We start from the raw sequence: 22594 nt of genomic DNA on the forward strand, positions 1-22594 counted from the left end.
TAAAACTACTGCGCCTGCGGTACCTTCAGCGCCTCCATCATCGTCGCATACTCTTCGTCGCTCAATATGGGCTTCAGCAGCGCCTCCATCTGGGGCACCTCTTCGTCGGTCAAGCCATTGCGAATCAGCCCGGTCAGTTGGGCCAGCTGATCGCCTGTCAGCTTGCTGACGACGACGGAATAGATCTGCTGCTTCTCCTCGTCCGTGAGCCCGGATACCGCCGAGGCGCCTTCATCGCCGTTCCACACGGGGACTGCCCCGTCGCCCTGCAAGCCGCCCTCGCCCGTCTCGCCCGGCGAACCTGCCGCTTGCCCGTTCGTCACCGATCCGCTCGGCTCCGGTCCCGGCTCGGGCGACGGCACGCTCTCCGCATCGCTGCCTGGCGTAGGCGTAGCCGCTCCGCTCCCGGCCGCCGCATCCGTATCCGGTGAGGGTGAGGCTGAGGCTGACGCGCTCTTCTCATCCTTTCCCGCTTCCGCATCGGCATCAGGTGACTCCGTCGCCTCCGGCGTGCCGACCGCCTGCTCGTCGGCGTCGCTTCCTGTTGAATCCTTCGTTTCCCCTTGCGCCGCGTTCTTCTCGCCGTCCGCTCCCCACAGCTTGCCCCACACGCCGCTCATCGCGAACGGCTGCTCATCCAGCGTAATGCCGTAATCCGCCAGCGCCGTCTGCACGTAGCTCGTCACGATATATCCCGTCGTCCAGATGCTCAAGAAGCTGACGAGCAGCGCCGCTCCGATTAATTGACCCGCCCAGCCGATCCATTTCCACATGATGCGCCCTCCTACTCTATGAAGTTCCATAGCATCAGTATGGGCAATCAGCAGGAATGACATTCCGTCCGGGATAAATAATGATAGCGTGGTGACGCGTTTGAACAGTATCCCTTTCGGTCAGGAATCGTCCTTTCGCAGCGTTTGAACGGTATCCCCTTCGGTCAGGAATATCGCCTTCTGCACGTTTTAACGATATCCCCTTCGATCAGAAACTCAGGCAACTAGATCCGGCTTACGTCGGATTCGATGGATATCCGGATTTACAAAAAAAACCCCTCTGTCAGCAACGGAAGCCCGTATCCTGACCGAAGGGGATATCCTTCAAACGGCGTAAAATGGCGATATAGCCCGTAATCGCAACCTAGTCTTAGTACTTGAACCGCATACGCAGTAGATTGCGGATGCCAAGCGCGCTCAGCGCGCAGCCCAGCACGAAGCCGATATCGTAACCGAACTGATCGCCGGCGCTGAGTCTGAACAGCTCCGTACCGAGCATGCCCGCCACCATGGACGCGCAGATGACGAAGCCGTACCGCAGGACCGTCTCTCCTCTTTTGAAAACCATGAGCTTGCCGTTGTTCTCCGTCGGATTGCGACTGTACGCGAGCAGGCCCAACCCGGCGCTCACGATCGTAAGCCCAATCAGGAAAATCGCTTTGACCCACGTAATCGCCAGGTACTGTGCCGAGGCATAACCAAAAAAGTTGAGCCATATACGGATACGGTCCCCCCACAGCATCGGCGAGTAAGAGTCGTAGCCGCCCTGTCGCGACATATAAATCCCGTGCGCCTGCAGGGAGGCGTCCAGCAGCTCGACGAACACGATCGGGAGCGCGGCCAGCACCCAGGTGAGGATCGTCTGGGAGGCGACGCTGCCTGTCACCGTGCCGATGAAGAGCGCGCAGGAATAACCGGCCAGCACGACGAGCAGCGAATAGCCGAATTGAACGGCGAAGTAGTCCGCGCGAAAATAATGCGAAGCTGGCGAGGCCGCCATTACGACGGCGTCGATGAGCGTATTCAGCAGCAGCGATCCTCCAAACAGCGAAGCGCCGAGCAGCCATTTGGCGGCAAAGATGCGTCCGCGCGAGTAAGGTAGCGAGAACAACAGCTCTTGCGAGCCATTGCGCCGCTCGACGCCGATCTGTACGAGCGCCAGTACGAACGCCGCCAGTAAAAGCCACAACCGGCCGGCGACTTCATGATTGCCGTTATCGTATACGTATCGGTACAGATCGCCGTGAGCGGAGGCGTTCCTCTGAAAACGACCAATCATACCCGCGCTCTGTTCGCTCCACAGCCACTCGTTCATGCGCGGCAGCCCCAGCGTCAGAAAGTGCACGATCGGCACCGCGAAAATGAACAGACGCGCTTGCGCGTATTCTCTGCCGAGCAGCGGTCGCATGCCGTACCACAAAGACTTAGTTCGCATACGTCTCGCCTCCCAGCTTCCAAACGTACAGATCCTCCAGCCGGACGGGCAGGGGTTCGACCAGCAGCGGATTCATCGACTCGAGCTCCGCCGCCGCCGTGCTCCCGGAGGCGACGTTCAGCAGCAGCGTGTAGACGCGTCCGATATGATCGAGCACCCGGACGTCGGCGGAATTCAGCCATGCTGCCGGCGCATCTCCTTGGAAAACGACTTGAAGCTTCGATACAATGCCTTCGGCAGCGCTCTCGGATGCATGCGTCTCGACGGTGCCCGATCGCAGGATCCATATCGCATCCGTCATCCGTTCAAGCTCCTCCAGCAGATGCGAGGAAACGACGAGGGACATGCCGTCCGCGGCAGCTTCCATCAGCAGGGTCAGCACCTGCTTTTTGGCGATCGGATCGATCCCGTTGGTCGGTTCATCCAGAAGCACGAGCCTCGCGCGCGTCGACAGGCCGAGTGCCGTGCTGAACATCATCCGCATCCCTTTCGAGAAATGACGAATGTTGCGGTCGAGCGGCAGGCCAAACCGGTTCATCGTATCCTTGAAATAGACGGGATCGAAGCGCGGATAGATCTGACCGAACATATAGGCGGCTCCCCAGCCCGTATAGCCGTACCATGCCTCCGGGGTGTCCGGGATGAACACCAGCTCGCGCTTCGCTTCCGGCTCCCGATGGATTGACCGGTCCTCGAACAACACTTCGCCGCCATCCGGGTCGAGGATGCCCGACATGATTTTAAGAAGCGTCGTCTTGCCTGCGCCGTTCCGTCCGATCAAGCCGGCCACCTTGCCCGCCTCCAGCTCGAAGCCCACCTCCGTCAACACGGGCTTGCCGTCAATCCTTTTGCTTAGATGGCGCGCCTTCAGCATCGGATTCCCTCCCCTTGCCGTATTCCTTGATTTCTTCCTGCAGCCAAGCGAGCAGCTTGTCGCTATCGACGCCCAAGTGGTGAGCCTCGACCGCGATCCGGCGCAGTTCGTCCCTTAGACGCAGCAGCCGCTCCCGCTCCATGCCAGGCTCCTCCGCGGCCTTCGTCACGAATGCGCCTTTTCCCCGCAGCGACACGATGACCCCTTGTCGCTCGAGCTCTTGGTACGACTTGGCCACCGTATTGTGGTTGACGAGCAGCGTCGCCGACAGCTCCCGTACCGAGGGGATCCGATCGCCTTCCGCCAGCCCTCCCTTCGCGATCAGCGCTTTGAAGTTCTGCACGATCTGCTCGTAGATCGGCGTCGGACTCCTCTCATCGATTCGTATCATAAGGCAAGCGGGTCAGCTCCTTTTATGTGTACCACTTTAACTAGTACACATTATACAATTTAAGGGATTCCCATGTAAACCATTTTTCGGAAATAAAAAAGCTCCCCCGCCGATCCGCGAGGGAGGGCAAGAGAGCTTGAGATAATCTAAGGTCTATGGGTAGCTATGCTTTCGATTAAGCGTAGATCTCCGTAACTTGGTTCGTCTGCTCGCGGTTGCGGCCGACGGAGAAGATCGCGATCGGGATGCCGGTCAGCTCGGAGACGCGCTGCACGTAGCGGCGGGTGTTCTCCGGCAGATCGTCCAGCGTCTTGGCGCCGGTGATGTCTTCGCTCCAACCCGGAAGTTCCTCGTAGACGGCTTCGCACTCGGCGAGCATCTTGAGGTTGGCCGGATAGTGCTCGATGAGCTCGCCGCGATAGTTGTAGGCGGTGCAGATCTTCACCGTCTCAAGCCCGCTCAGGACGTCGAGCGAGTTGAGCGACAGGCCCGTGATGCCGCTCACGCGGCGGGCATGACGGACGACGACGCTGTCGAACCAGCCGACGCGGCGCGGACGGCCCGTGACGGTGCCGTATTCGTGGCCTTTGTCGCGAATCCAGTTGCCGAGATCGTCATGCAGCTCGGTCGGGAACGGACCGTCGCCGACGCGCGTCGTATAGGCCTTGGCCACGCCGATGACTTGCTGGATCTTGGACGGGCCGACGCCCGAGCCGATGCAGACGCCGCCCGCGGATGGATTCGAGCTCGTCACGAACGGATACGTGCCTTGGTCGATGTCGAGCATGACGCCCTGAGCGCCCTCGAACAGCACCTTTTGGCCGGCGTCGATCGCGTCGTTCAAGACGACGGACGTGTCGGTCACGAGCGGGCGCAGCTCTTCGGCGAGCTTCAGATACGTAGAGATGATCTCGTCGGCGTCCAGCTTGTCGCCGCCGTACATTTGCTCGATGACTTGGTTCTTCTCCGCTACGAGACGGCGCGTCTTGAGCGTGAACTCTTCGGCATCCATCAGGTCGGCGATGCGAATGCCGTTGCGGGCGGCCTTGTCCATGTAGCAAGGTCCGATGCCCTTGCGCGTCGTGCCGATCTTGTTGTCGGCCTTGCGGTCCTCTTCGAGCGCATCGAGCACGAGGTGGTACGGCATGATGACGTGCGCGCGGTCGCTGATGCGCAGGTTGTCCGTGCTGAAGCCATTGTCGCGGATATATTGGAGTTCTTCCACCAACGCGGCCGGATTGATAACCATGCCGTTGCCGATGACGCATACTTTGTTTTCGTTAAAAATGCCGGAAGGAATCATAGTCAGCTTATACTTTTTGTTTTGAATGAGGATCGTATGTCCGGCATTGTTGCCCCCCTGATAGCGGGCGACGACGTCTGCCTTTTCCGCCAGGAAGTCCGTGATCTTGCCTTTGCCTTCGTCTCCCCACTGCGTTCCTACAACAACTACTGTAGACAATGCAATCCCTCCATCCGGCGTATCGGCGCTTGGCCAGCCGGCATGATTAGTGCCGCCCGCACGGATGCGAGGATGCCGAGGGCGCCGACTTCGAGCGCACGCGACAACGCACCGGGAAGAGTCCTCTCCCCCGATGGACGGCAAATGGCCGCTATCGCGGCATTGTCTAGTTTAGCAAGCTAAAGCGTTCAAGTCAAATAAAAAAACCGAACGATCCGGATGGGGTACCCGTGATCGTTCGGAAATGTTCGGATTTTCGTCATCAGGAAGCGCTGCCGACCATCGCTTCCCCGTGCGCCCGGTCCAGGCTGACGAACTTGTTGAAGTTCTTCAGGAAGACGAGCTCTACGGTACCGACGGGCCCGTTACGCTGCTTGGCGATGATGATCTCGATGATGTTCTTTTTCTCGGTATCGTGGTTGTAGTAGTCGTCCCGGTACAGGAACGCGACGATGTCGGCATCCTGCTCGATCGATCCCGATTCCCGAAGGTCGGACATCATCGGACGCTTGTCTTGCCGCTGCTCGACGCCCCGCGACAACTGCGACAGCGCGATGACCGGCACTTCGAGTTCCCGGGCGATCTGCTTGAGCGTACGCGAGATCTCGGAGACTTCCTGCTGCCGGTTCTCCCCGGCTTTGCCGCGGCCCTGGATGAGCTGCAGGTAGTCGATCAGGATCATGCCGAGCCCCTTTTCCTTCTTGAGACGGCGGCATTTGGCCCGAAGCTCCGCTACCGTAATGCCCGGCGTATCGTCGATATATACTTGCGCCTCGGACAGCGAGCCGATCGCCATCGAGAGTTTTTCCCAGTCGTCGCCTTCGAGGAAGCCGGTCCGCATTCGTCCCGCGTCCACGTTGGATTCCGCGCAGATCATACGCTGGACGAGCTGCGCGGCCGACATCTCGAGACTGAAGATCGCGACCGTCTCCTGCGCGCGCACCGCCACGTTCTGGGCGATGTTGAGCGCGAAGGCGGTCTTGCCGACCGAAGGACGGGCGGCGACGATGATCAAGTCGTTGCGTTGGAAGCCGGACGTCATCTTGTCCAGGTCGATGAATCCGCTCGGGATGCCCGTGGTGCCGCCCTTGTGGTTGAACAGGAATTCGACCCGTTCGAACACGTCCATGAGCACGTCGCGGATGCTGATGAAGCCGTGCGCCGCGCGGCGGTTGGACAGCTCCATGATGCGCGCCTCGGCGTCGTTCAGCAGCGCCCCGACGTCGTCCTCTGAGGCGTAGCCGCTGGAGACGATCTGCGTCGCCGTGCGGATGAGCCGGCGAAGCATCGCCTTCTCCTCGACGATCTGCGCGTAGTAGTCCACGTTGGCTGCCGTCGGAACGGCGCTCGCCAGCTTGGCGAGATACGAGACGCTGCCGACTTCTTCCAGCTGGCCGCGGTCGCGCAATGTCGCGGTGATCGTGATGAGGTCCATCGGCTGATTGTCCTCGTTCAGGTCGACCATCGCCTCGAAGATCCGCTGATGCGCGACGCTATAGAAGTCCTCGGTGTTCAGCCGCTCCATCGCCGTGATGAGCGCTTCGGACTCGAGCAGGATCGCGCCGAGTACCGCCTGCTCCGCTTCGAGGTTCTGAGGCGGTACGCGATCGAACGTCAGTTGATCGCCCCGTTCGCTCATGCCGTCACTCCTCCGAGACCTGCACGTTCAGCGTACCCTTGACGTCCGGGTACAGCTTGAGCGGCACCTGGGTGACGCCGAGCGTGCGGATCGGGTCGTCGAGCTCGATCTTGCGCTTGTCGATCGTGATCTTCTGCTTCTCGAGCGCTTCGGCGATCTGCTTGCTCGTGATGGCGCCGAACAGGCGTCCGCCTTCGCCGGCCTTCGCCTTGATGACGACGGTCATCTCGCCGAGCTTGGCCGCGAGCGCCTTCGCGTCTTCCTTCTCCTGCATCTTTTTCTTGTCGACGGATGCCTGGATCTGATCGAGCGTCTTCTTGGCGCCGTCGGTCGCGATCTGCACGTAGCCCTTCGGCAGCAGGAAGTTGCGCGCATAGCCCTCCGATACTTCCTTGACCTGGCCCTTCTTGCCTTGACCCTTCACGTCCTGCAGGAATATTACCTTCATTCGAAAAGACCCTCTTCCCCGTTAATATCATTGAGCACTTTTTTAAGCTTCGACTCGACCTCCTGGACGGTGCCCTGCACCTGGCAGGCTGCGTTCGTCAGATGGCCGCCTCCGCCGAGACGCTCCATGACGACCTGCACGTTCATCTGCCCGAGCGACCGTGCGCTGACGCCTACCGTGCCGTCCGGACGCTGGGCGATGACGAACGATGCTTTGATGCCCGTCATATTGAGCAGCGTATCCGCCGACTGTGCGATCAGCAGCTGCGGCACCGGCTTCGCCGGATCGGCGACCGCGATCGCGATATATTCCATATACGTCTCTGCGTTGCGGATGATCTCCGCTTTCTTGATGTATTCTTCCAGGTCTTCCTTGAGCATCTTCTGGATCAGCGCCGGATCGGCGCCGTTGCGGCGGAGGAACGAAGCCGCCTCGAACGTCCGCGAGCCGGTTCGCATCGCGAAGCTCTTGGTATCGACCGTGATGCCGGCTAGCAGCGCCGTCGCTTCGCGCACGTCCAGCACGACCCGTTCGTGGATGTACTGGAGGAGCTCGGTCACCAGCTCGCAGGTGGAGGAAGCGTACGGCTCCATGTAGACGAGCACCGCATCCTCGATGAATTCCTCGCTGCGCCTGTGGTGGTCGACGATGACGATCCGATCCGTCTGCTGGAGCAGCTTGGGCTCGGCGACCATCGACGCCCGGTGGGTGTCGACGACGACCGCCAGCGAACGCTTGCCGGTGAGCTGCGAAGCCTGCTCGGGCGTGATGAAGCGGCGGATCAGCTTCTCGTCTTCCTTGAGCATATGCATCATCCGCTGAATCGCGGGATTCACGCCTTCGAGCACGATGAAGGCTTCCTTGCCGACGTGCTGCGCCGCCTTGAGCACTCCGATGGCCGCGCCGATCGAGTCCATATCGGGCATTCGGTGGCCCATAATGATGATATGGTCGCTCTCCTTCATGAGATCGCGCAGCGCATGCGAGATGACGCGCGCGCGCACGCGGGTGCGCTTCTCCACGGCGTTGCTCTTGCCGCCGTAGAAGCTCTGCCGCTGGCCGAACTTGACCACTGCCTGGTCGCCGCCGCGGCCTAGCGCGATATCGAGGCTGCCCTGCGCCAGCTGGCCGAGCTCCGCGATGTTTTCCGCGCCCGAGGCGAAGCCGATTGACAGCGTCATCGGCAGCTTCAGGTTCATCGTGATCTCGCGCACTTCGTCGAGTAGCTCGAACCTGGATTGCTCCAGCAGCTTGAGCGCAGCTTGGTTCGCGATGACCATATATTTGTCCGACGACAGCCGTCGCAGGAACAAGCCGTACTTTTGCGCCCACTCGTTGATCTCGCCCGTCACTTTGGACAGCATGAGCGCCCGCTGCTGTTCGTCCATGCCCTGGGCGACTTCTTCGAGATTGTCCATCATCACGATGCCGATGGCGAGCTTCTCGTCCTCGTACCGCTTCGAGAGCGTCCAGTGATCGGTCACGTCCGTGACGAACAGCATGCGCTCCGTCGGGCGGAACAAGAGCTCAAACACCCGGCCGTTCAGCGTCGTCTCCCAGCGGCCCAGCGTCTTATCCTTTTCCTTCGCTTGCTGGATGCCGGGGAACAGCTCCGACAGCGGCGCGCCGACGGCGGACGTTCGCTCCATGATGCTAGATATAAATCCGTTGTGCCATTCGACCTCGCGGTCTTCGTTATAGAGAATGATACCGAAAGGCAAGCCGCCGACGACTTCGGTGCCGACGCCTCGGATGCGGGAGGACAGCGTCAGCACGTAGTCGTTCCATTCCTTGCGAAAGGCCCGCTCGGCAAACAGCGAGAAGACGCCGACGGCGCCCCCCGCCACCAAGGCGACGATCCCTAGCGGCCAATAGAACCAAGTAAGCGCGGCCGTGAGCAAGAAGATGAGAGCGAGCGCCCAGACATTGTGCATGCCGTGCCACCGCTGAACGAGAAATTTGGGCATTGTGGCTTCGCTCCCCTACTTCTTGTCAAAATAACGGCGCAGCGGAAACGCCGTATCCAGCAGACCGATCAAATACAACGGTTGAACGAGAAACAGCGGGATCGCGATCAGAACGGGCACGACGTTCGACCACTTCTTCTGATGCGCCAGGTAAAAGAAGAATGCGAGCGCTTGGATGCGGAACAAGAAGTCCAGCACGGGCACGGCATTGTCCGACGCCACCGCCCAGAAGTTGGAGCTGTTCGCGGGCATGGTAAACTGGATGATCCAGACAATCACGTACAGCAGCACCGTACTCTTGGGCAGCATCCAGCTGCGCATCGGCGTCAGCGCGGGCACGACGATGCCTGACCAAGCGAGCACCTTGCGGGAGATACCGTGCGTAATGATTGCCAGCAAAAACGAGCAAAGCATGAGCAGCATCGGCAGCAGACGTACGACGGCCTCGCCGAACGCCTGCGCGGTACCTGTCCAGTCTCCCGTCAGCATTTCGCTGGCCTGGAGCTCTTGAATGCGCTCGTCCAGGAAGGAGGCGAGCTGCGCGGTGAAGTCGATGTCGTACTGGATCGAAAACAGCGTAAGCTCCGTCACCAGCTGCGCGAGCAGGATGATGAAGCCGACCGTGACGACGGTTTTAGCGGCGGTCCGCTTTTTGTATAAATGCCCCATGACGATCGAAGGCACGAGAAAGAAAAATCCGAACGTTAGCGCCAGCGCCCCGGAGCTGCCGAGGATAAGGAAAGCCAGCACGGCGATGCAAGCGATATGGACGGCAAACGAAACGGGCCGCAGCATCGTATAGAGCACGACCATCGGCGTCATCAACAGAAATATCGTAATACCGCTTAACGGGGTAGCGACGCTGAGCAGCATCAGCAGCGCCACGGCACTCCAGGCCAGTGACTTCAAGGCCGTGTTCAACGAGTTTTCACCTCTTGCGAATGTGTTCTTCCAGCGCCGAGAGGTCGCGGTACTGATCCTCCAGCTGATGTCCCTCCTGCTTCAGGCGGCTAAGCTTGTCTTCGACCGCCTTGTCGAGGTCGCGGTAGGAGATGCCCAGCCGGCGGCCAAGGATATACGCGCTCGCGATGAGCCCGGACAGACTGTCCGTGATGCGCGCGGTGCTGCCTTCCCACATGGCCTTGAACAGACGGGATACCTGGTCCAGCACCTCGCTCTTAAGCCATTCGATAGACCGGGCTCTCCCGGCGACATCCAGATTCTGATCGATTGAAGACAAGTCGTGTCCCTCCTCCGAAAAAATCCCTGTCTGACGGCTGCCGCGTGCGAATATCGCGCTAAAGCTGTATCCATCATTATAGCACATAAACTCGCCGCTCCCACAATGGCATTTGCTAGTCTAAGACGGCGCACATGCGGTCCCGGACCGCCGAATATTCCTTTCTTGCCAGGCTCTTGCCCTTCGCGAAAATCAAAAAGCCGCACCGGTTCAACCGCCGGTGCAGCTATATTTGGATACCGCTCTGCAGGAGCGAAGTCGGACTCGCCGTGCGAGGCCTTCGCTATCCCGGCCTGACGGCGGTCCAAGCATGCTGTCCGGTCTCGCGGACGTCCATGCCCAGCCGCTTCAGCACCGACAGCGGCACGTAGTCCCGGATGCCGATCGACAGCAGCTCGGCCTCGCCCTCGGGCCATGTCAGCCGGTGCCCGCGCTCCAGCATCAATTCGCCCGCTTCCGGCGCCTTTTTTGCTGCTGCGGCAGCCTCGGACCTTCCCGCCGGCACGGCTTGATCGGCTACCGCCGTATCGCTGGCGCGAGATCCGTCTCCAACACCCGCCTCCGCCACGAACGTATGCGACCGCCCGTCCCAGCTCAGCGTATAGCCTAGCGCCTCCAGCACGCGAACGTCAGCGTAGGCCTCGCCGCGATAGGATACCGCCGGCACAGAAGTCCGCGACGGCGACGAGGCCAGTTCGAGCAAGCCCGCTCCCCTTGCCGGCACGCGGACAAATTCGCTGCGGATCGGCTTGCCGGCGCGCACGTTCTTGTGCAGCCCCTGACCGTCGAGCGCGATCCGGCCTCCGATCAGCACGTAGCGGATGCCCGCCGAAGGCAGCTCCGGCCGCTCGACCGTGGAACGGTCCCCGATTTTCCCGTAGTCGAAGATCACGATGTCCGCGTCCATCCCGCGCGCGATCCGTCCCTTTTTCCGCAGGGCCGGCGCTTGCCGCTCGAGACGCTTGGCCGGCATTAACGACATCTTCGCCACGGCGTCCATGAGCGAGATAACGCGATGCTCTCGCGCGTATAAGCCGACGGTGCGAGCGAACGTGCCTGACGCGCGTGGATGGTTGTTGTTGCCCGGCTCCAGGATGGCGTCGCTGCCGATCATGACGAAGGGCGCGGCCAGCGAGTCCTCGATATCCTGCTCCGGGATGGCGTAGGCGACGGCGAGCTTCCCTTCCTTCTTGAACGTGCCGAACGTCGTCTCCGTCAGCCGCTCCGCCGTACCCGCGATCTGCAGGTCCTTATACGTGATCCTGAAGCGCTCCTGCCAGCCCTCGTCGAACCGCGCCGAGTTGAGATACGTTCCCCAATAGTCGTACGGGTACGTGCATGCGGTGATGTCGAGCCCCTCCGCGCGCGCCTTCGCCAGCATATCGAGCGACCGCTTCATGGAGAACGTGCCGCCCGTGCTGTTGATGTGATCGACGTGCACGGAGGCGCCGGTTTCCCGGGCGTAACCGATGATCTCGTTCATCGCGTCGATGTTCGTGCCCGGCTCGGTCATGTCGGAGTATCTCGCGTGAAAATAGACCGGCACGTTGTACTTGTATGCGAGCCGCATGAGCGGCAGCACCTCTTCGGCGCCGATGCCCGGCACGTACTCCAGGCTGAACGAAATGCCGAGCACGCCGTCTTGCAGGGCCTGCTCCGCCTCGGAAGCAAGGCGCCGGGTCTGCGCGGCGGTCGCGGGCTGGTACAGGCCGATTCCCAGCTTGTTGCGCGCCTTCGTGTAGAAGAACGAAGCGCCATAGTGGAGCGGCGTCTCCGCGCGTTCGTAGTAGGGGTACCATTTGCGCGGCGCATCCGTGCCGCCGTGCATGGCGATGTTGGCCGTTACGCCGTCGGCGATCTTGTTCCAGACGCCCAGCGGGTTCGGGTCGTAGGACAGATTGTCGATGAAGCCTGGCGCGACCACGAGCCCGCGCGCGTCGATCGTCCGCCGCCCTTTGACCGGTCGGTCCGTAACCAGCGCGATACGGCCCTCTTCGATGGCGACGTTGATGCCTCTGCGGTCGAGCCCCGTCTCCGGATTAATCACTCTGCCGCCGACGATGACGGTGTCGTACACGCGAGCTAGCTCTGCTTCTGAGGGCTCGACAAGTACGGGTGCCGGCATCGCCCCGCTTGCTACGCTGGTCCCTCCGCGCTGGGCCGTCGCCGCTTTTTCCGGACGACTCAAAGAAGCGGCTTCCCGTGCCGGATACCCGAACGGACTGCCGCTTCCTTTTACAGCCGCGACAGCGATCGATGCTGCCGTCAGGGCCGCGATCGAATAGCCGATCGCTTTCCATGTTTTCTTTTTATTCATGCGGGATGCCTCCAAGGTAGCTTCGAATGGCGCCCGCTGCTTGCGATGCCATCCTTTTCCACCTTTAAGCTTCCCGTTTTACCTTTTTATCATCCGTGCCGTGTCCGATCAACGATCCGGCGCAATAATCGATGATATCGCTGCGACGAACGATGCCGATGAACGCGCTGGTATCGTCCACGACCGGGACGAAGTTCTGTCCTTTGGCGAGCGATATGAGATCTTCCATATTCGCATCGATTCGTACCGGCTTGTTCGTGGTCTGCAGAGGCACTTCCGATAATGGAATGCGAGCGGTTTGCTCGAATGATAGCCCTTCGCGATTTTTGAGATACCACAACAAATCGCCTTCCGTTACGGTCCCGACGTACTTCCCGTCCTCGCCGAGCACGGGCACGGCCGTATACCGATGGCGCTCCATCCGCTCGAGCGTCTGACGCAGCGTGGCGTTCGAAGGCAGGCATACGACCTCCTGCTTCGGCAGGAGGAAAAACGCGATATTCATTTGTTCCTCTCCTCTAGCGCGTTGCGATTCGAATCCAACCCATTATAACATGCGCCGCAGGCGGCCTCCAAGGCGATTAGAGAGAGCGCTTCCTCTTGCTTCCACGTGATTCGCGCGAACGCAAAAAGGACCCCCGAGCCTCCGGGATACGGAGAAAAGGGGGTTCCTTCGTGAAGCCGACTCAGTCGGTCGTGTAAGGCAGCAGCGCCATTTGGCGGGAGCGCTTGATCGCAACCGTCAGCATGCGTTGGTACTTCGCCTTCGTGCCCGTCACGCGGCGCGGCAGAATCTTGCCACGCTCGGAGATGAACTTGCGAAGCAGGTCCAGATCCTTGTAGTCGACGTGCGTGATCTTGTTAACCGTGAAGTAGCAAACTTTGCGGCGCTTGTTGCGTCCGCGACGGAACTTGCGGGGCTCGCGTTGTTCGCGGTCGCCGCCTCCGCCGCCGGGTCCGCGGTTCTCGCGGGGCGTATAAGTGCGCTCTTCACGAGCGGCTGGTGCTTGTTGTTCGCTCATTTATAGTACCGTCCTTCCCTGTCTTAGAATGGCAGATCATCGTCCGATATGTCGATCGGCTTGCCGTCGTCGGCGAATGGATCCGATTGATTGTTCCCGCCCTTTGATCCGGAACTGCGACTGCCGCCGGAGTTGCCTCCGCCGTAGCTGCCGCCGCCGCCATATCCTCCGCCGCTATTGCCGCCGCCATTGCCTCCGCCGTACTCGTCCCGTCCTTGCGATCCGCCTTCGCGGTTCGGCGATTCGAGGAAGCGTACGTTGTCTGCGATGACTTCGGTGACATAGACGCGGCGACCTTCGTTGTTCTCGTAGTTGCGCACTTGAATGCGCCCCTCGACGGCGGCCAGACGGCCTTTCCGAAGGTAGTTCGCGCACGTCTCGGCCAGTTGGCGCCAAGTGACGACCGGGATGAAGTCCGCCTCGCGTTCGCGTTCGCCCCCGCCGGAATCGCGGGAGAACGGGCGGTCTACAGCCAGCGTAAATTGGGCTACGGCCACGCCTGCAGGCGTGTAGCGAAGCTCGGGATCTTTGGTTAAGCGTCCGATCAGAATAACACGGTTCAACATCTTCGGTCCCCTCCTGCGAGTGACGACTTGAACGGCGTTAACCGCCGGGTATTGCGTGCTGTGCTGACTTAAGCGACTTCCTTAAGCGACATCGCGTACGACGATGTGACGAATGACTTCGTCGGTGATCTTGAGTACGCGTTCCAGTTCGGTGACCACAGCCGGCTCGGCCGTGAAGTGAACCAGCACATACGTCCCGTCGCGGTGCTTGTTGATCTCGTAAGCGAGGCGCTTCTTGCCTTGTACCTCATGCTTCGTGAGCTCGCCGCCGTTCGCGATGATGCCCTGGAATTTCTCCGTGACAGCTTGAACGGACTCTTGGTCCGCGTCCGGACGAATGATGTACATCAACTCGTAGTTGCGCATCTTCGTTACCTCCTTTTGGTCTTTGGCCCCTCATTATTTATACCATGGAACCTGTCCACGGCTGAGGAGCAAGGAGTATGCCTTTTTATCGCATACCTGAATACTTTATCACATTGGCCCGCATACCGCAAGGTTTTTCCCGCAACACTAAAGCCGGGAGGTGATCATCAAAATGGGCGAACAAACGCAATTCGAGCCGGGCGATCGCGCGCCGAACAACGGTCATTACATGGAAGTGAGCGAGGATGCTTTTCACATGAACATCGAGGATCCGAAACATGTCACGCTGGAGAAAGGCGAGCGGTTCCCGGAGACGACGAATCACAATCGCAAGTGGAAAAAGGTGAAACAATTTTAAACGGCGCGTATATTGCCCCCCGTAGGCGGACATTCTAATTACCGGCGACGAACAGAGAGGTGTTGGTTCCGTTGAACCTTTGCAGGCAACAACCCGCAGGAGGAACGTCGAAGACGGAGTAGGAAGCGAGGGGTTGTGTCGCAGACATGGTCTTGCAATACACGTTATCGCGTTAGCGAGCCTTCAAGTAGCCGAAGCGCCGGGATGAACCGGCAACGTCACGTACGACATGGAAGTCCAGCTTCAACTAACGTCGCCCGGAGGACCCCGCAAGGGGTCTTTCGTCATTTTAGGCGCTTGTCGCCGTCCCTCTGGCGGTTCGTAGCGCCGGTCTATCCAACAACCTTCGCCAGCTCGGTCTGTTCCTCCGCCCTGTCACTTGCGTGACCAGCCGCCGGGCGGCTGATATTCACGAGGCGGTCTCGGCGCAGCTCAACCTGAAGCGCGTGTGGGTGCAAGGCGACACTCGGCTATCCCGTGTTCTGTATCGAAGCCGTCGCCCTGACCCGAATCGCACGCGAGATCGATCCGATTTGCTCGATCGAGGTCATCCCGCCAAGGCGGAGATGAATGGCGCTGCACGAAGAAGAAGAGACCCGAATTTTGCATTCGGGTCTCTTCGCTTAGCTGCAAAAAAGCGGCTCCCGATTGGGAACCGCTTGATGTCTTATGTATGGCGGAGAGGGTGGGATTCGAACCCACGCACGCCTTGCGACGCCTAGATGATTTCGAGTCAACCCCCTTGGACCACTTGGGTACCTCTCCGCAGCAAGGAATATCGTATCACAATCCAGGACAACTTGCAACCCTGTTTTGCGATCAAAATGTACAAGCTTATTCTGCCTCTTATTCGGCCGGATCGACCTCTTCGCGCGGCGCAGCTTGCAGCATTTTCTTCATGCTTTTCTCGAACTTCGCCCGGGGCAGCAGGATGCTGTGCTTGCACTTGACGCACTTGATCCGGATGTCCATCCCCATCCGGATGATCTCCATCTCATTGGCGCCGCAGGGATGCGGCTTCTTCATCTGCACGATGTCGCCGAGTCCGAATTCCTTCCTTTCCATCCGTCAGCTCCCCGCCCTCTCCATGGCCTCGATCGAATAATATCGCGGATTGCCCGCGGCTTCGAACGCCTTTTTAACCTCCGCATTCAGATGCCTGGATACGGTCGACTGCGTATTGGGCCGGCACAGCACCGTTAGCCGCAGGATCACGTCGCTCGCGGTTACCGACTGAATGCCGAGAAACTCCGCCCTGCCTACGATATTCGTATCTTCGAACTTCGCCGCAGCGCTTTTGACGATCTCCGCCATATGGTCGAGATTTTCCGTCGCCGCTACGGATACGTCCACCACGGCCAGCGCATTATTGACCGAATAGTTCGTGACGTCGGAGATGTTGCCGTTCGGCAGGATGAATACCTCGCCTGTCCAGCTGCGGATCCGCGTCGCGCGAAGGCCGATCATCTCGACCGTTCCTTTAAACTTGCCCCCGACCTCGATGACGTCCCCGACCGAGAAGTGATCTTCGAGAATGACGAAGAATCCCGTGATGACGTCCTTTACCAGGCTCTGGGCGCCGAAGCCTATCGCGAGCCCGATCACGCCCGCTCCCGCGAGCAGCGGCGCGAGATTGATATTGAACTCGTTCAGCACGAGCAGGAGAACGATGAAGTTGATAATATAGGTCGCCGTATTTTTAAGCAGCTTGCCTACCGTCTGAACGCGTCTTGTCCTGAGCTTAAGCCTCTTCGACGCTTTGGGATTCATGAAATTATCCACAACCCGGTTGATCACGATGCGAATGATCCGACTGACGATGAGGATAACGAGAATCCGCAGCACGACCTTCAATACGCTCATCCACATGTGGGTATTGCTTAAAGAGTCCCATATGTCGTCCAAAAATTGCTGCCACAGCGTTAGTTTTTTTTCAATTGCCTCCCCGGCATCTGCCAATAAAAAGGGCTGTGGATATCCGGACATCCTCTCTTCACCTCTCTAGTCGATTCGTTCGTAGCCGACGCTCGATCGCTTGAACAAGCCGCGAATTTCCACTTTCTCTTCGGCTATGATCCCTCTGACTTGGTCCAGAGCCTCTTGGGGAAATTCGATGGACAGCGCGCAACCAGCCGTGATCTCCTTCGGCGTCGGCCGGATATCGATCTCTACCTCCGCGTATTCAAGCAGCATTTCGGCCCGCAGCGCCTGCTGCGTCGAGTCGAACGCGATCAATAATGGATCCATGGCCTCTCCCTCTTCTTGCATCGATTGCTAGCATGCGGTCCGAACAAGTATAAATTGCCCCTCTCGTCCATATACTACTACTATTCCACGGAGGAGGCGAAGCGGACGAATGAATGGCGCTTGGGATAAAAGGGCCGGCTATGCGGCGGAAGCCACCGCGCTCTCTTTGAAAATACCCTACAACGAACCTGCCGTCATGCAGCGGCTGTCCGAGCGGCTCACGCGCGAGCTGCTTCACCTTCCCTCCGACCGGCAGATCGTCGTCGTCTGCGTAGGTACCGACAGGTCCACGGGCGACGCGCTCGGACCGCTCGTAGGGACTACGCTGGCCAGGCATGCGCAAGGCATGTTCGATCTTTACGGCACGTTGGACGAACCTGTACATGCGATGAATTTGAGCGAGACGCTCTACACCATCATGCGAAACTCCAAGCAGCCCTATGTCATCGCGATCGACGCTTGTCTCGGACAAGTTGCCAGCGTCGGCTGCATCCATCTCGCATCGGGTCCCGTACGTCCGGGCGCCGGCGTGAACAAGGATCTGCCCCCGGTCGGCGATATACATATGACGGGCATCGTGAACGTCGGCGGTTTTATGGAATACTTCGTTCTTCAAAATACGAGACTCAATCTGGTCGTGAAGATGGCCGACATCATCGCCGGCTGCATCTCCACCGCCATTCGCAATATTCGCGGCGCACCTATTCCTTACGCGCTGCCTGACTGATCGCTGTCTTCTCCTCCGGCGTCAAGGGATAACTCGACTCTCCTTTGGACACCGGCTTCGCATACAAGAAGGTCTGCTCCCGGCTATGAATGCCTGTCAGGACGACGCCGTCCTCTTCATCGTTGACGATAGCGACCGCGAAGCTGATCTCGCCGCCTTGATCGGAAAAAGCGTTGAACCGATGAACGCCTACGCGCCCTTTGAGAGCTACGAGGCGTTTTTCTTGATTCGCCATCGTCGCCTCTTGCACGGCCTGCTTGGCCTGCACGTCCCCCATTCGATCGTGAACCTTCATCAGTACATCTTCTAGCTTCGGAACGCCGGTCTCGCCGATCATTCGCCGGTGCGCCCTTGCGAGCTTGGATAGTTTGACGCTTAAGATAATGACCCAGATCAACAATATGAAAATCAGTATGCCGGCGCCTCCGAGCGCCGCCAAGCTTGCATCCTCGTCCATCCCGTTCACGCTCGATTGCTCCCCCGCTCTCCGGATCGGACGGCCCCGCGGATGCCGGACCGCCTTCCGTCATTCTGCCGGCCTTATGCCCGCAACGTTTCTCCGATATCCTTCACGGCGCTTATCAACGATACAATATCCGATTGCTGCGTAAAATATCCTGGACTGGCTCTTACTGCCCCCGTCTCCGTCGTCCCTGCGCTCTCATGTCCAAGCGGCGTGCAATGAAACCCGGACCGCACGGCGATGCCGAACTGGCGGTCCAATAGAAATGCAGTCTCCGAAGGATCGACGCCGTCCACCGTAAAGGCGACGATGGCCGTACGCTCGATCTCCGGACTCGGCCCTAATAGGTGAACGCCAGGCATCTCTGCGAGGCCCGCCATCAGCTGCCGGGTCAAGCTTAGTTCTGTGGCGTGAATACGCTGCACGGTCTCGCCTAAGACGAACCGCACGCCTTCCGTAAGGCCGGCTATGCCGATCGTATTCGGCGTGCCTGCCTCGTATCTGTCGGGTCTCATAGAAGGCTGCTCAGGCGATTCTGAGCGGCTTCCGGTGCCTCCATGCATAAGAGGCTCGAGCTCCAGCTCCGGTCGGATGTACAGGCCTCCCGTCCCTTGCGGTCCCATTAATCCCTTATGTCCCGGAAATGCCAGCAGATCGATATTCATCCCTTCCACGTCGATCTCCAGCACGCCCGCGCTTTGCGCCGCATCGACGAGCAGCGGCACGCCGGCCGCTCGCGTGACGGTGCCTATGTCGCCGATCGGTGCTATCGTCCCCAGCAGGTTGGAACTATGCGTGACGGCCACGAGCTTCGTAGCCGGGGTAATCGCTAGCCTGACATCTTCCGGTTTTAATATGCCGTCCGCGCCGACAGGCACATAGGTCACTTGAATACCCAGTTTGCGCTTCAGCGCTTCAAGTGGACGCCGTACGGAGTTGTGCTCCATCGCTGTCGTTACGACATGATCGCCCGGCTTTAGCAGTCCTTGAATCGCTTGATTTAGCGCGTGCGTCGTATTGAGCATGAAGGCAATGTCGTTCGGGTTTGCGATCTTGAACAGACGTGCCAGCATCTTGCGTCCTTCGAACAGCACCCTGCTCGCTTTGACCGCCATCTCATGGCTGCCGCGGCCGGGATTGGCAGCAGCCTCACGCATCGACTTCTCCATGGCTTCCATCACGCCCGGAGGCTTCGGCCAGGAGGTCGCCGCATTGTCCAGATAGATCAATGGCCTTTCCTGCATTTAAAGCGCCTCCTCGTTTCACCTACTGCTGCTTGATTCATTTGCTAAGGTTTCTCGTCTTATGCCCAACGGCGAACGCAAGCGCCGCGAACGAAAACGGCCTCGCTCTTGGCATTCCAAGCGCGAAGCCGTTTTATTCTCCGCTTCCGCCACGAGCCTTCGATCGTGGATGGCAGATCTTATGCTTTGATCGCTTGCAGGATCTCTAGCAATCGCTCCAGATCGCCTTTGCTGAAGTAGGCAAGCTCGATGCGTCCCTTGTCCTTGTTCGGTTTGATCCGCACCGTTGTCTGGAACCTTTCGCGAAGCGTCTCCTCAATTTCTTCAATATAAGGATCGCGCTTTTTAGACTTTGCCTTAACGGTTTTCCCTTTAACGACTGCGTCCATTTGTTGCACGGCATTCTCGAGCTCGCGGACGCTCCAATTGTTAGCCAGCGTCTGCTTCGCTAGATCTTTGCGTTTGGCGTCTTCTTTGATTCCCGCCAATGCCCTTGCGTGTCCCATCGACAATGTTCCACGTGAAACATGCTCTTTGATCTCGTCCGGCAGCGCAAGCAACCGTAGAAAGTTGGCAATATGGGATCGGGACTTGCCTACTTTAAGCGATAGCTCCTCTTGCGTCAAAGCGAATTGGTTCATGATCGATTGATAAGCGATTGCCACTTCGATTGCATTCAAATCTTCGCGCTGTACGTTTTCGATGAGCGCGATTTCCATGACTTGCTGATCGCTATATGCACGCACGACAGCTGGAATCGTCGGATTGCCAAGCAATTGCGATGCTCTGAATCGACGTTCGCCCGCAATGATCTCAAAGCCGCGGAGTGCCGTGCGAACGATGATCGGTTGAATGACGCCATGCTCGCGAATCGATTCAGCCAATTCCTTGATTGCTTCTTCTTCAAATGTCTTGCGCGGTTGATACGGATTCGCGCGGAGCTGCGCTAATGGAATCTCTACGATCTTGTCGTCTTCCTTGATGGATAGCGACGTGATCAGCGCGTCGAGCCCTTTACCTAGCCGCTTGCTCATACGTAATCACTTCCTTCGCCAGCTCGAGATAAACCTCGGCCCCTTTGGATCTAGGATCGTATGTGATGATCGATTGCCCGTGCGATGGCGCCTCGCTAAGACGAACATTGCGCGGGATAACCGTCTGATAAACCTTTTGTTGGAAATACTTTTTAACTTCTTCGATGACCTGAATGCCCAGGTTCGTGCGCGCATCGAACATCGTGAGAAGAACGCCTTCGATTTGAAGCGAGGTGTTCAGATGCTTTTGAACAAGTCGAATCGTATTGAGCAGTTGGCTCAAACCTTCAAGCGCATAATACTCGCATTGAATCGGGATAATGACCGAGTCGGAGGCCGTCAGCGAATTGATCGTCAAAATGCCCAAAGAAGGCGGGCAATCGATCAAAATATAATCGAATTCATTGCGAACCATCGCTAGCGCCTTTTTCAGGCGAACCTCGCGGGAGATGGTCGGCACCAGCTCGATCTCGGCACCTGCGAGCTGAATCGTCGCAGGAATGAGCTTCAGATTCGGCAGAGCCGTATCCACAATCGCCTGTTTGGGGTGGATCTCGTTGATTAAGATATCATAGATGCAATATTCCACATCGGCTTTATTGATGCCGACACCGCTTGTCGTATTGCCCTGTGCGTCGATGTCCACGATGAGCACTTTACGTCCCAACGTAGACAGACAGGCGCCTAGGTTGACAGCCGTTGTCGTCTTGCCGACACCGCCCTTTTGATTGGCAATGGCAATAATTTTGGACAACCCGTTCACCTCATCGTCAGCCGCCTAAACTTGCTGGAGTATCATGACTCCCAACTAGCTTGGATTGCTGTTGTTTTTCTTCGGTATCGTAATGACGATCTCGATATGATCGTCCAGTTCGCGTTCGCTGGACTTGATCGGGATGCCCGATCCCGTAACCATATCTACCGACTGCCGTATCGTATTGATTGCGAGCCGAATATCCTTGGAAAAAGATACGCGGCGCGACTTGGCGGGCTTACTCGCTTCAAGGAGAAAGGCGACGCGAGTTTCCGTTTGTTTCACGTTGAGTTCTTTATCGATAATCTCTTGAAGAAGCTTGTTCTGCGCTTCTTCGTTCGGCAGCGCCAGCATGGCACGGGCATGACGCTCCGTAATCTTGCGTTCCATGAGCGCCAACTTAACGTTCTCGCCCAGTTGAAGCAGGCGAATTTTATTGGCGATCGTAGACTGGCTTTTACCCAGTCGCTGTGCCAGACTTTCCTGCGTCAACTGATGCAGATCGATCAGTTTTTGATAAGCGACGGCTTCCTCGATCGAAGTCAGGCCTTCGCGTTGAAGATTTTCGATCAAAGCCATCGAGGCAGCCTGCGAATCGTTAATTTCTCTGACGATCGCCGGGATGTGTTCCATGCCCAGTTTGGTGACCGCACGCCAGCGGCGTTCTCCCGCTATGAGCTCGTATTTGCCGTCTCGGACACGGACTACGATCGGCTGGATGATGCCAAGCGTCTTGATCGTCTGACATAGCTCGTCGATCCGGTCGTCATCAAAGACAGACCTGGGTTGATATGGGCTCGGGACGATATCCACTACGGCAATCTGCCGAACTTCTTCCTGGCCGCTCCGTTCGGACAATCCGAACAAACGAGATAACGGTTCTCTCATGTCTTCCATCCCACCACGTTCATCTGTAATGAGGTTCCGGTTAAAACAAATCTGCTCTAGTTCTAGCACGTTAAACAGCAGACTAATAGAGTCTGGTGCAGCCTTCAAACTACCCGTATCTACACAATATTCGACAGGAACCGTCGACAGACAGGACATTCGCATGCAGGAACTTACCATTCGAAGGTGCTCTTTGCATGGAGAAAAGGCAAGGATTAAACCATGCCGGAGGTGCAGAGTGACGAAAAAAGCGCCGCCATTTCACGCCTTCGAGGCGCATATGCGGCACGACGATTTTGCAGTACTATATATATTCTCTATTGTACGCCTGAATCCTTCTCTTGAAAAGAGTTTCCTCGTTTTGAAGGCTGATTTGTTC

At 58.4% G+C, this 22594-nt stretch carries 25 protein-coding genes and 1 tRNA gene; 2 read left to right on the top strand and 24 right to left on the bottom strand.

Annotated elements, in window-relative coordinates; translation table 11 throughout:
* Positions 1-5: 5 nt before the first annotated feature.
* From BM235_RS24330 to rpsF, 15 genes are all read right to left on the bottom strand, one after another.
* Positions 6-773 carry a hypothetical protein gene (locus BM235_RS24330; protein ID WP_090116834.1) on the bottom strand — a complete coding sequence of 256 codons (768 nt, stop codon included), beginning with the start codon at positions 771-773 and terminating at the stop codon, positions 6-8.
* Between the two features lie 370 nt (positions 774-1143).
* Positions 1144-2208 (bottom strand): ABC transporter permease subunit, encoded by a 1065-nt coding sequence (locus tag BM235_RS24335; protein WP_090116835.1) that lies wholly within the window; start codon positions 2206-2208, stop codon positions 1144-1146.
* Positions 2198-3082: an ABC transporter ATP-binding protein gene (locus BM235_RS24340; protein WP_090116836.1), complete on the bottom strand. Its 885-nt coding sequence runs from the start codon at positions 3080-3082 to the stop codon at positions 2198-2200. The genes BM235_RS24335 and BM235_RS24340 overlap by 11 nt, the downstream gene beginning before the upstream one ends.
* Positions 3048-3473, bottom strand: a complete 426-nt coding sequence (locus tag BM235_RS24345) for a GntR family transcriptional regulator (RefSeq protein WP_090116837.1) — start codon at positions 3471-3473, stop codon at positions 3048-3050. The genes BM235_RS24340 and BM235_RS24345 overlap by 35 nt, the downstream gene beginning before the upstream one ends.
* A 175-nt stretch (positions 3474-3648) precedes the next feature.
* Complete coding sequence (locus BM235_RS24350; RefSeq protein WP_090116838.1) at positions 3649-4935, bottom strand: adenylosuccinate synthase; 1287 nt, start codon at positions 4933-4935, stop codon at positions 3649-3651.
* Positions 4936-5197: 262 nt separating this feature from the next.
* The gene (gene dnaB, locus BM235_RS24355; RefSeq protein ID WP_090116839.1) at positions 5198-6574 is read right to left on the bottom strand and encodes a replicative DNA helicase; all 1377 of its coding nucleotides are present in this window, start codon (positions 6572-6574) and stop codon (positions 5198-5200) included.
* Positions 6575-6578: 4 nt separating this feature from the next.
* Entirely contained in the window at positions 6579-7022 is a 444-nt protein-coding gene (rplI, locus tag BM235_RS24360) for a 50S ribosomal protein L9 (RefSeq protein WP_090116840.1), read from the bottom strand.
* Entirely contained in the window at positions 7019-8989 is a 1971-nt protein-coding gene (locus tag BM235_RS24365; protein WP_090116841.1) for a DHH family phosphoesterase, read from the bottom strand. The genes rplI and BM235_RS24365 overlap by 4 nt, the downstream gene beginning before the upstream one ends.
* 15 nt (positions 8990-9004) lie before the next feature.
* Positions 9005-9910 carry a DUF2232 domain-containing protein gene (locus BM235_RS24370; protein ID WP_090116842.1) on the bottom strand — a complete coding sequence of 302 codons (906 nt, stop codon included), beginning with the start codon at positions 9908-9910 and terminating at the stop codon, positions 9005-9007.
* A gap of 7 nt (positions 9911-9917) precedes the next feature.
* Positions 9918-10220, bottom strand: a complete 303-nt coding sequence (locus tag BM235_RS24375) for a MazG-like family protein (RefSeq protein ID WP_177244283.1) — start codon at positions 10218-10220, stop codon at positions 9918-9920.
* 292 nt (positions 10221-10512) lie between these two features.
* Positions 10513-12546 carry an amidohydrolase family protein gene (locus tag BM235_RS24380; protein WP_090116844.1) on the bottom strand — a complete coding sequence of 678 codons (2034 nt, stop codon included), beginning with the start codon at positions 12544-12546 and terminating at the stop codon, positions 10513-10515.
* A gap of 64 nt (positions 12547-12610) precedes the next feature.
* Positions 12611-13051: a CBS domain-containing protein gene (locus BM235_RS24385; protein WP_090116845.1), complete on the bottom strand. Its 441-nt coding sequence runs from the start codon at positions 13049-13051 to the stop codon at positions 12611-12613.
* A gap of 181 nt (positions 13052-13232) precedes the next feature.
* Complete coding sequence (gene rpsR / locus BM235_RS24390; protein WP_090116846.1) at positions 13233-13568, bottom strand: 30S ribosomal protein S18; 336 nt, start codon at positions 13566-13568, stop codon at positions 13233-13235.
* A 23-nt stretch (positions 13569-13591) separates the two neighbouring features.
* Positions 13592-14134 carry a single-stranded DNA-binding protein gene (gene ssb, locus BM235_RS24395; RefSeq protein ID WP_090116847.1) on the bottom strand — a complete coding sequence of 181 codons (543 nt, stop codon included), beginning with the start codon at positions 14132-14134 and terminating at the stop codon, positions 13592-13594.
* Between the two features lie 81 nt (positions 14135-14215).
* Positions 14216-14500, bottom strand: a complete 285-nt coding sequence (gene rpsF / locus BM235_RS24400; RefSeq protein WP_090116848.1) for a 30S ribosomal protein S6 — start codon at positions 14498-14500, stop codon at positions 14216-14218.
* A 172-nt stretch (positions 14501-14672) separates the two neighbouring features.
* On the opposite strand from rpsF, the gene BM235_RS24405 reads away from it, so the two are divergent.
* Complete coding sequence (locus BM235_RS24405) at positions 14673-14858, top strand: YjzC family protein (protein ID WP_090116849.1); 186 nt, start codon at positions 14673-14675, stop codon at positions 14856-14858.
* A 674-nt stretch (positions 14859-15532) separates the two neighbouring features.
* On the opposite strand, the gene BM235_RS24410 is transcribed toward BM235_RS24405, so the two are convergent.
* The 4 genes from BM235_RS24410 to BM235_RS24425 form a co-directional block, all read right to left on the bottom strand.
* Positions 15533-15623 (bottom strand) — tRNA-Ser (locus tag BM235_RS24410).
* Between the two features lie 81 nt (positions 15624-15704).
* Entirely contained in the window at positions 15705-15923 is a 219-nt protein-coding gene (locus BM235_RS24415) for a DUF951 domain-containing protein (protein ID WP_090116850.1), read from the bottom strand.
* Between the two features lie 3 nt (positions 15924-15926).
* Positions 15927-16721, bottom strand: coding sequence for a mechanosensitive ion channel family protein (locus tag BM235_RS24420; protein WP_255374572.1), 795 nt, complete (start codon positions 16719-16721; stop codon positions 15927-15929).
* A 138-nt stretch (positions 16722-16859) separates the two neighbouring features.
* On the bottom strand, positions 16860-17105 hold the full coding sequence (locus BM235_RS24425) for a putative Se/S carrier protein (RefSeq protein ID WP_090116852.1): 246 nt from the start codon (positions 17103-17105) through the stop codon (positions 16860-16862).
* A gap of 109 nt (positions 17106-17214) precedes the next feature.
* Between BM235_RS24425 and yyaC the strand changes: the two genes are divergently transcribed.
* Positions 17215-17832, top strand: a complete 618-nt coding sequence (gene yyaC, locus BM235_RS24430) for a spore protease YyaC (RefSeq protein WP_090116853.1) — start codon at positions 17215-17217, stop codon at positions 17830-17832.
* On the opposite strand, the gene BM235_RS24435 is transcribed toward yyaC, so the two are convergent.
* The 5 genes from BM235_RS24435 to noc all read right to left on the bottom strand — a co-directional run bounded on the left by BM235_RS24435 (position 17807) and on the right by noc (position 22215).
* Positions 17807-18289, bottom strand: coding sequence for a DUF4446 family protein (locus tag BM235_RS24435; protein ID WP_090116898.1), 483 nt, complete (start codon positions 18287-18289; stop codon positions 17807-17809). The two genes, yyaC and BM235_RS24435, sit on opposite strands and share 26 nt — an antisense overlap.
* Before the next feature lie 83 nt (positions 18290-18372).
* Positions 18373-19539, bottom strand: coding sequence for an aminotransferase class V-fold PLP-dependent enzyme (locus tag BM235_RS24440; protein ID WP_090116854.1), 1167 nt, complete (start codon positions 19537-19539; stop codon positions 18373-18375).
* A gap of 179 nt (positions 19540-19718) precedes the next feature.
* The gene (locus tag BM235_RS24445; RefSeq protein WP_090116855.1) at positions 19719-20573 is read right to left on the bottom strand and encodes a ParB/RepB/Spo0J family partition protein; all 855 of its coding nucleotides are present in this window, start codon (positions 20571-20573) and stop codon (positions 19719-19721) included.
* Positions 20554-21327: a ParA family protein gene (locus BM235_RS24450; RefSeq protein WP_090116856.1), complete on the bottom strand. Its 774-nt coding sequence runs from the start codon at positions 21325-21327 to the stop codon at positions 20554-20556. The genes BM235_RS24445 and BM235_RS24450 overlap by 20 nt, the downstream gene beginning before the upstream one ends.
* Positions 21328-21381: 54 nt before the next feature.
* On the bottom strand, positions 21382-22215 hold the full coding sequence (gene noc, locus BM235_RS24455; protein ID WP_090116899.1) for a nucleoid occlusion protein: 834 nt from the start codon (positions 22213-22215) through the stop codon (positions 21382-21384).
* Positions 22216-22594: the final 379 nt, after the last annotated feature.

It is taken from the genome of Cohnella sp. OV330 (genome assembly GCF_900112065.1).
GTDB lineage: Bacteria > Bacillota > Bacilli > Paenibacillales > Paenibacillaceae > Cohnella.

Excerpts from the sequence above, each read along its gene's own strand:
- BM235_RS24345 (WP_090116837.1), bottom strand. The coding sequence starts at position 3,473 with ATGATACGAATCGATGAGAGGAGTCCGACGCCGATCTACGAGCAGATC.
- BM235_RS24365 (WP_090116841.1), bottom strand. The coding sequence starts at position 8,989 with ATGCCCAAATTTCTCGTTCAGCGGTGGCACGGCATGCACAATGTCTGG.
- BM235_RS24415 (WP_090116850.1), bottom strand. The coding sequence starts at position 15,923 with ATGGAAAGGAAGGAATTCGGACTCGGCGACATCGTGCAGATGAAGAAG.
- BM235_RS24440 (WP_090116854.1), bottom strand. The coding sequence starts at position 19,539 with ATGCAGGAAAGGCCATTGATCTATCTGGACAATGCGGCGACCTCCTGG.
- BM235_RS24445 (WP_090116855.1), bottom strand. The coding sequence starts at position 20,573 with ATGAGCAAGCGGCTAGGTAAAGGGCTCGACGCGCTGATCACGTCGCTA.
- BM235_RS24425 (WP_090116852.1), bottom strand. The coding sequence starts at position 17,105 with ATGGATCCATTATTGATCGCGTTCGACTCGACGCAGCAGGCGCTGCGG.
- ssb (WP_090116847.1), bottom strand. The coding sequence starts at position 14,134 with ATGTTGAACCGTGTTATTCTGATCGGACGCTTAACCAAAGATCCCGAG.
- BM235_RS24335 (WP_090116835.1), bottom strand. The coding sequence starts at position 2,208 with ATGCGAACTAAGTCTTTGTGGTACGGCATGCGACCGCTGCTCGGCAGA.
- BM235_RS24420 (WP_255374572.1), bottom strand. The coding sequence starts at position 16,721 with ATGAGCGTATTGAAGGTCGTGCTGCGGATTCTCGTTATCCTCATCGTC.
- BM235_RS24405 (WP_090116849.1), top strand. The coding sequence starts at position 14,673 with ATGGGCGAACAAACGCAATTCGAGCCGGGCGATCGCGCGCCGAACAAC.
- rplI (WP_090116840.1), bottom strand. The coding sequence starts at position 7,022 with ATGAAGGTAATATTCCTGCAGGACGTGAAGGGTCAAGGCAAGAAGGGC.
- BM235_RS24330 (WP_090116834.1), bottom strand. The coding sequence starts at position 773 with ATGTGGAAATGGATCGGCTGGGCGGGTCAATTAATCGGAGCGGCGCTG.
- noc (WP_090116899.1), bottom strand. The coding sequence starts at position 22,215 with ATGAGAGAACCGTTATCTCGTTTGTTCGGATTGTCCGAACGGAGCGGC.
- rpsF (WP_090116848.1), bottom strand. The coding sequence starts at position 14,500 with ATGCGCAACTACGAGTTGATGTACATCATTCGTCCGGACGCGGACCAA.
- rpsR (WP_090116846.1), bottom strand. The coding sequence starts at position 13,568 with ATGAGCGAACAACAAGCACCAGCCGCTCGTGAAGAGCGCACTTATACG.
- yyaC (WP_090116853.1), top strand. The coding sequence starts at position 17,215 with ATGAATGGCGCTTGGGATAAAAGGGCCGGCTATGCGGCGGAAGCCACC.
- BM235_RS24385 (WP_090116845.1), bottom strand. The coding sequence starts at position 13,051 with ATGAATATCGCGTTTTTCCTCCTGCCGAAGCAGGAGGTCGTATGCCTG.
- BM235_RS24380 (WP_090116844.1), bottom strand. The coding sequence starts at position 12,546 with ATGAATAAAAAGAAAACATGGAAAGCGATCGGCTATTCGATCGCGGCC.
- BM235_RS24340 (WP_090116836.1), bottom strand. The coding sequence starts at position 3,082 with ATGCTGAAGGCGCGCCATCTAAGCAAAAGGATTGACGGCAAGCCCGTG.
- dnaB (WP_090116839.1), bottom strand. The coding sequence starts at position 6,574 with ATGAGCGAACGGGGCGATCAACTGACGTTCGATCGCGTACCGCCTCAG.
- BM235_RS24435 (WP_090116898.1), bottom strand. The coding sequence starts at position 18,289 with ATGGACGAGGATGCAAGCTTGGCGGCGCTCGGAGGCGCCGGCATACTG.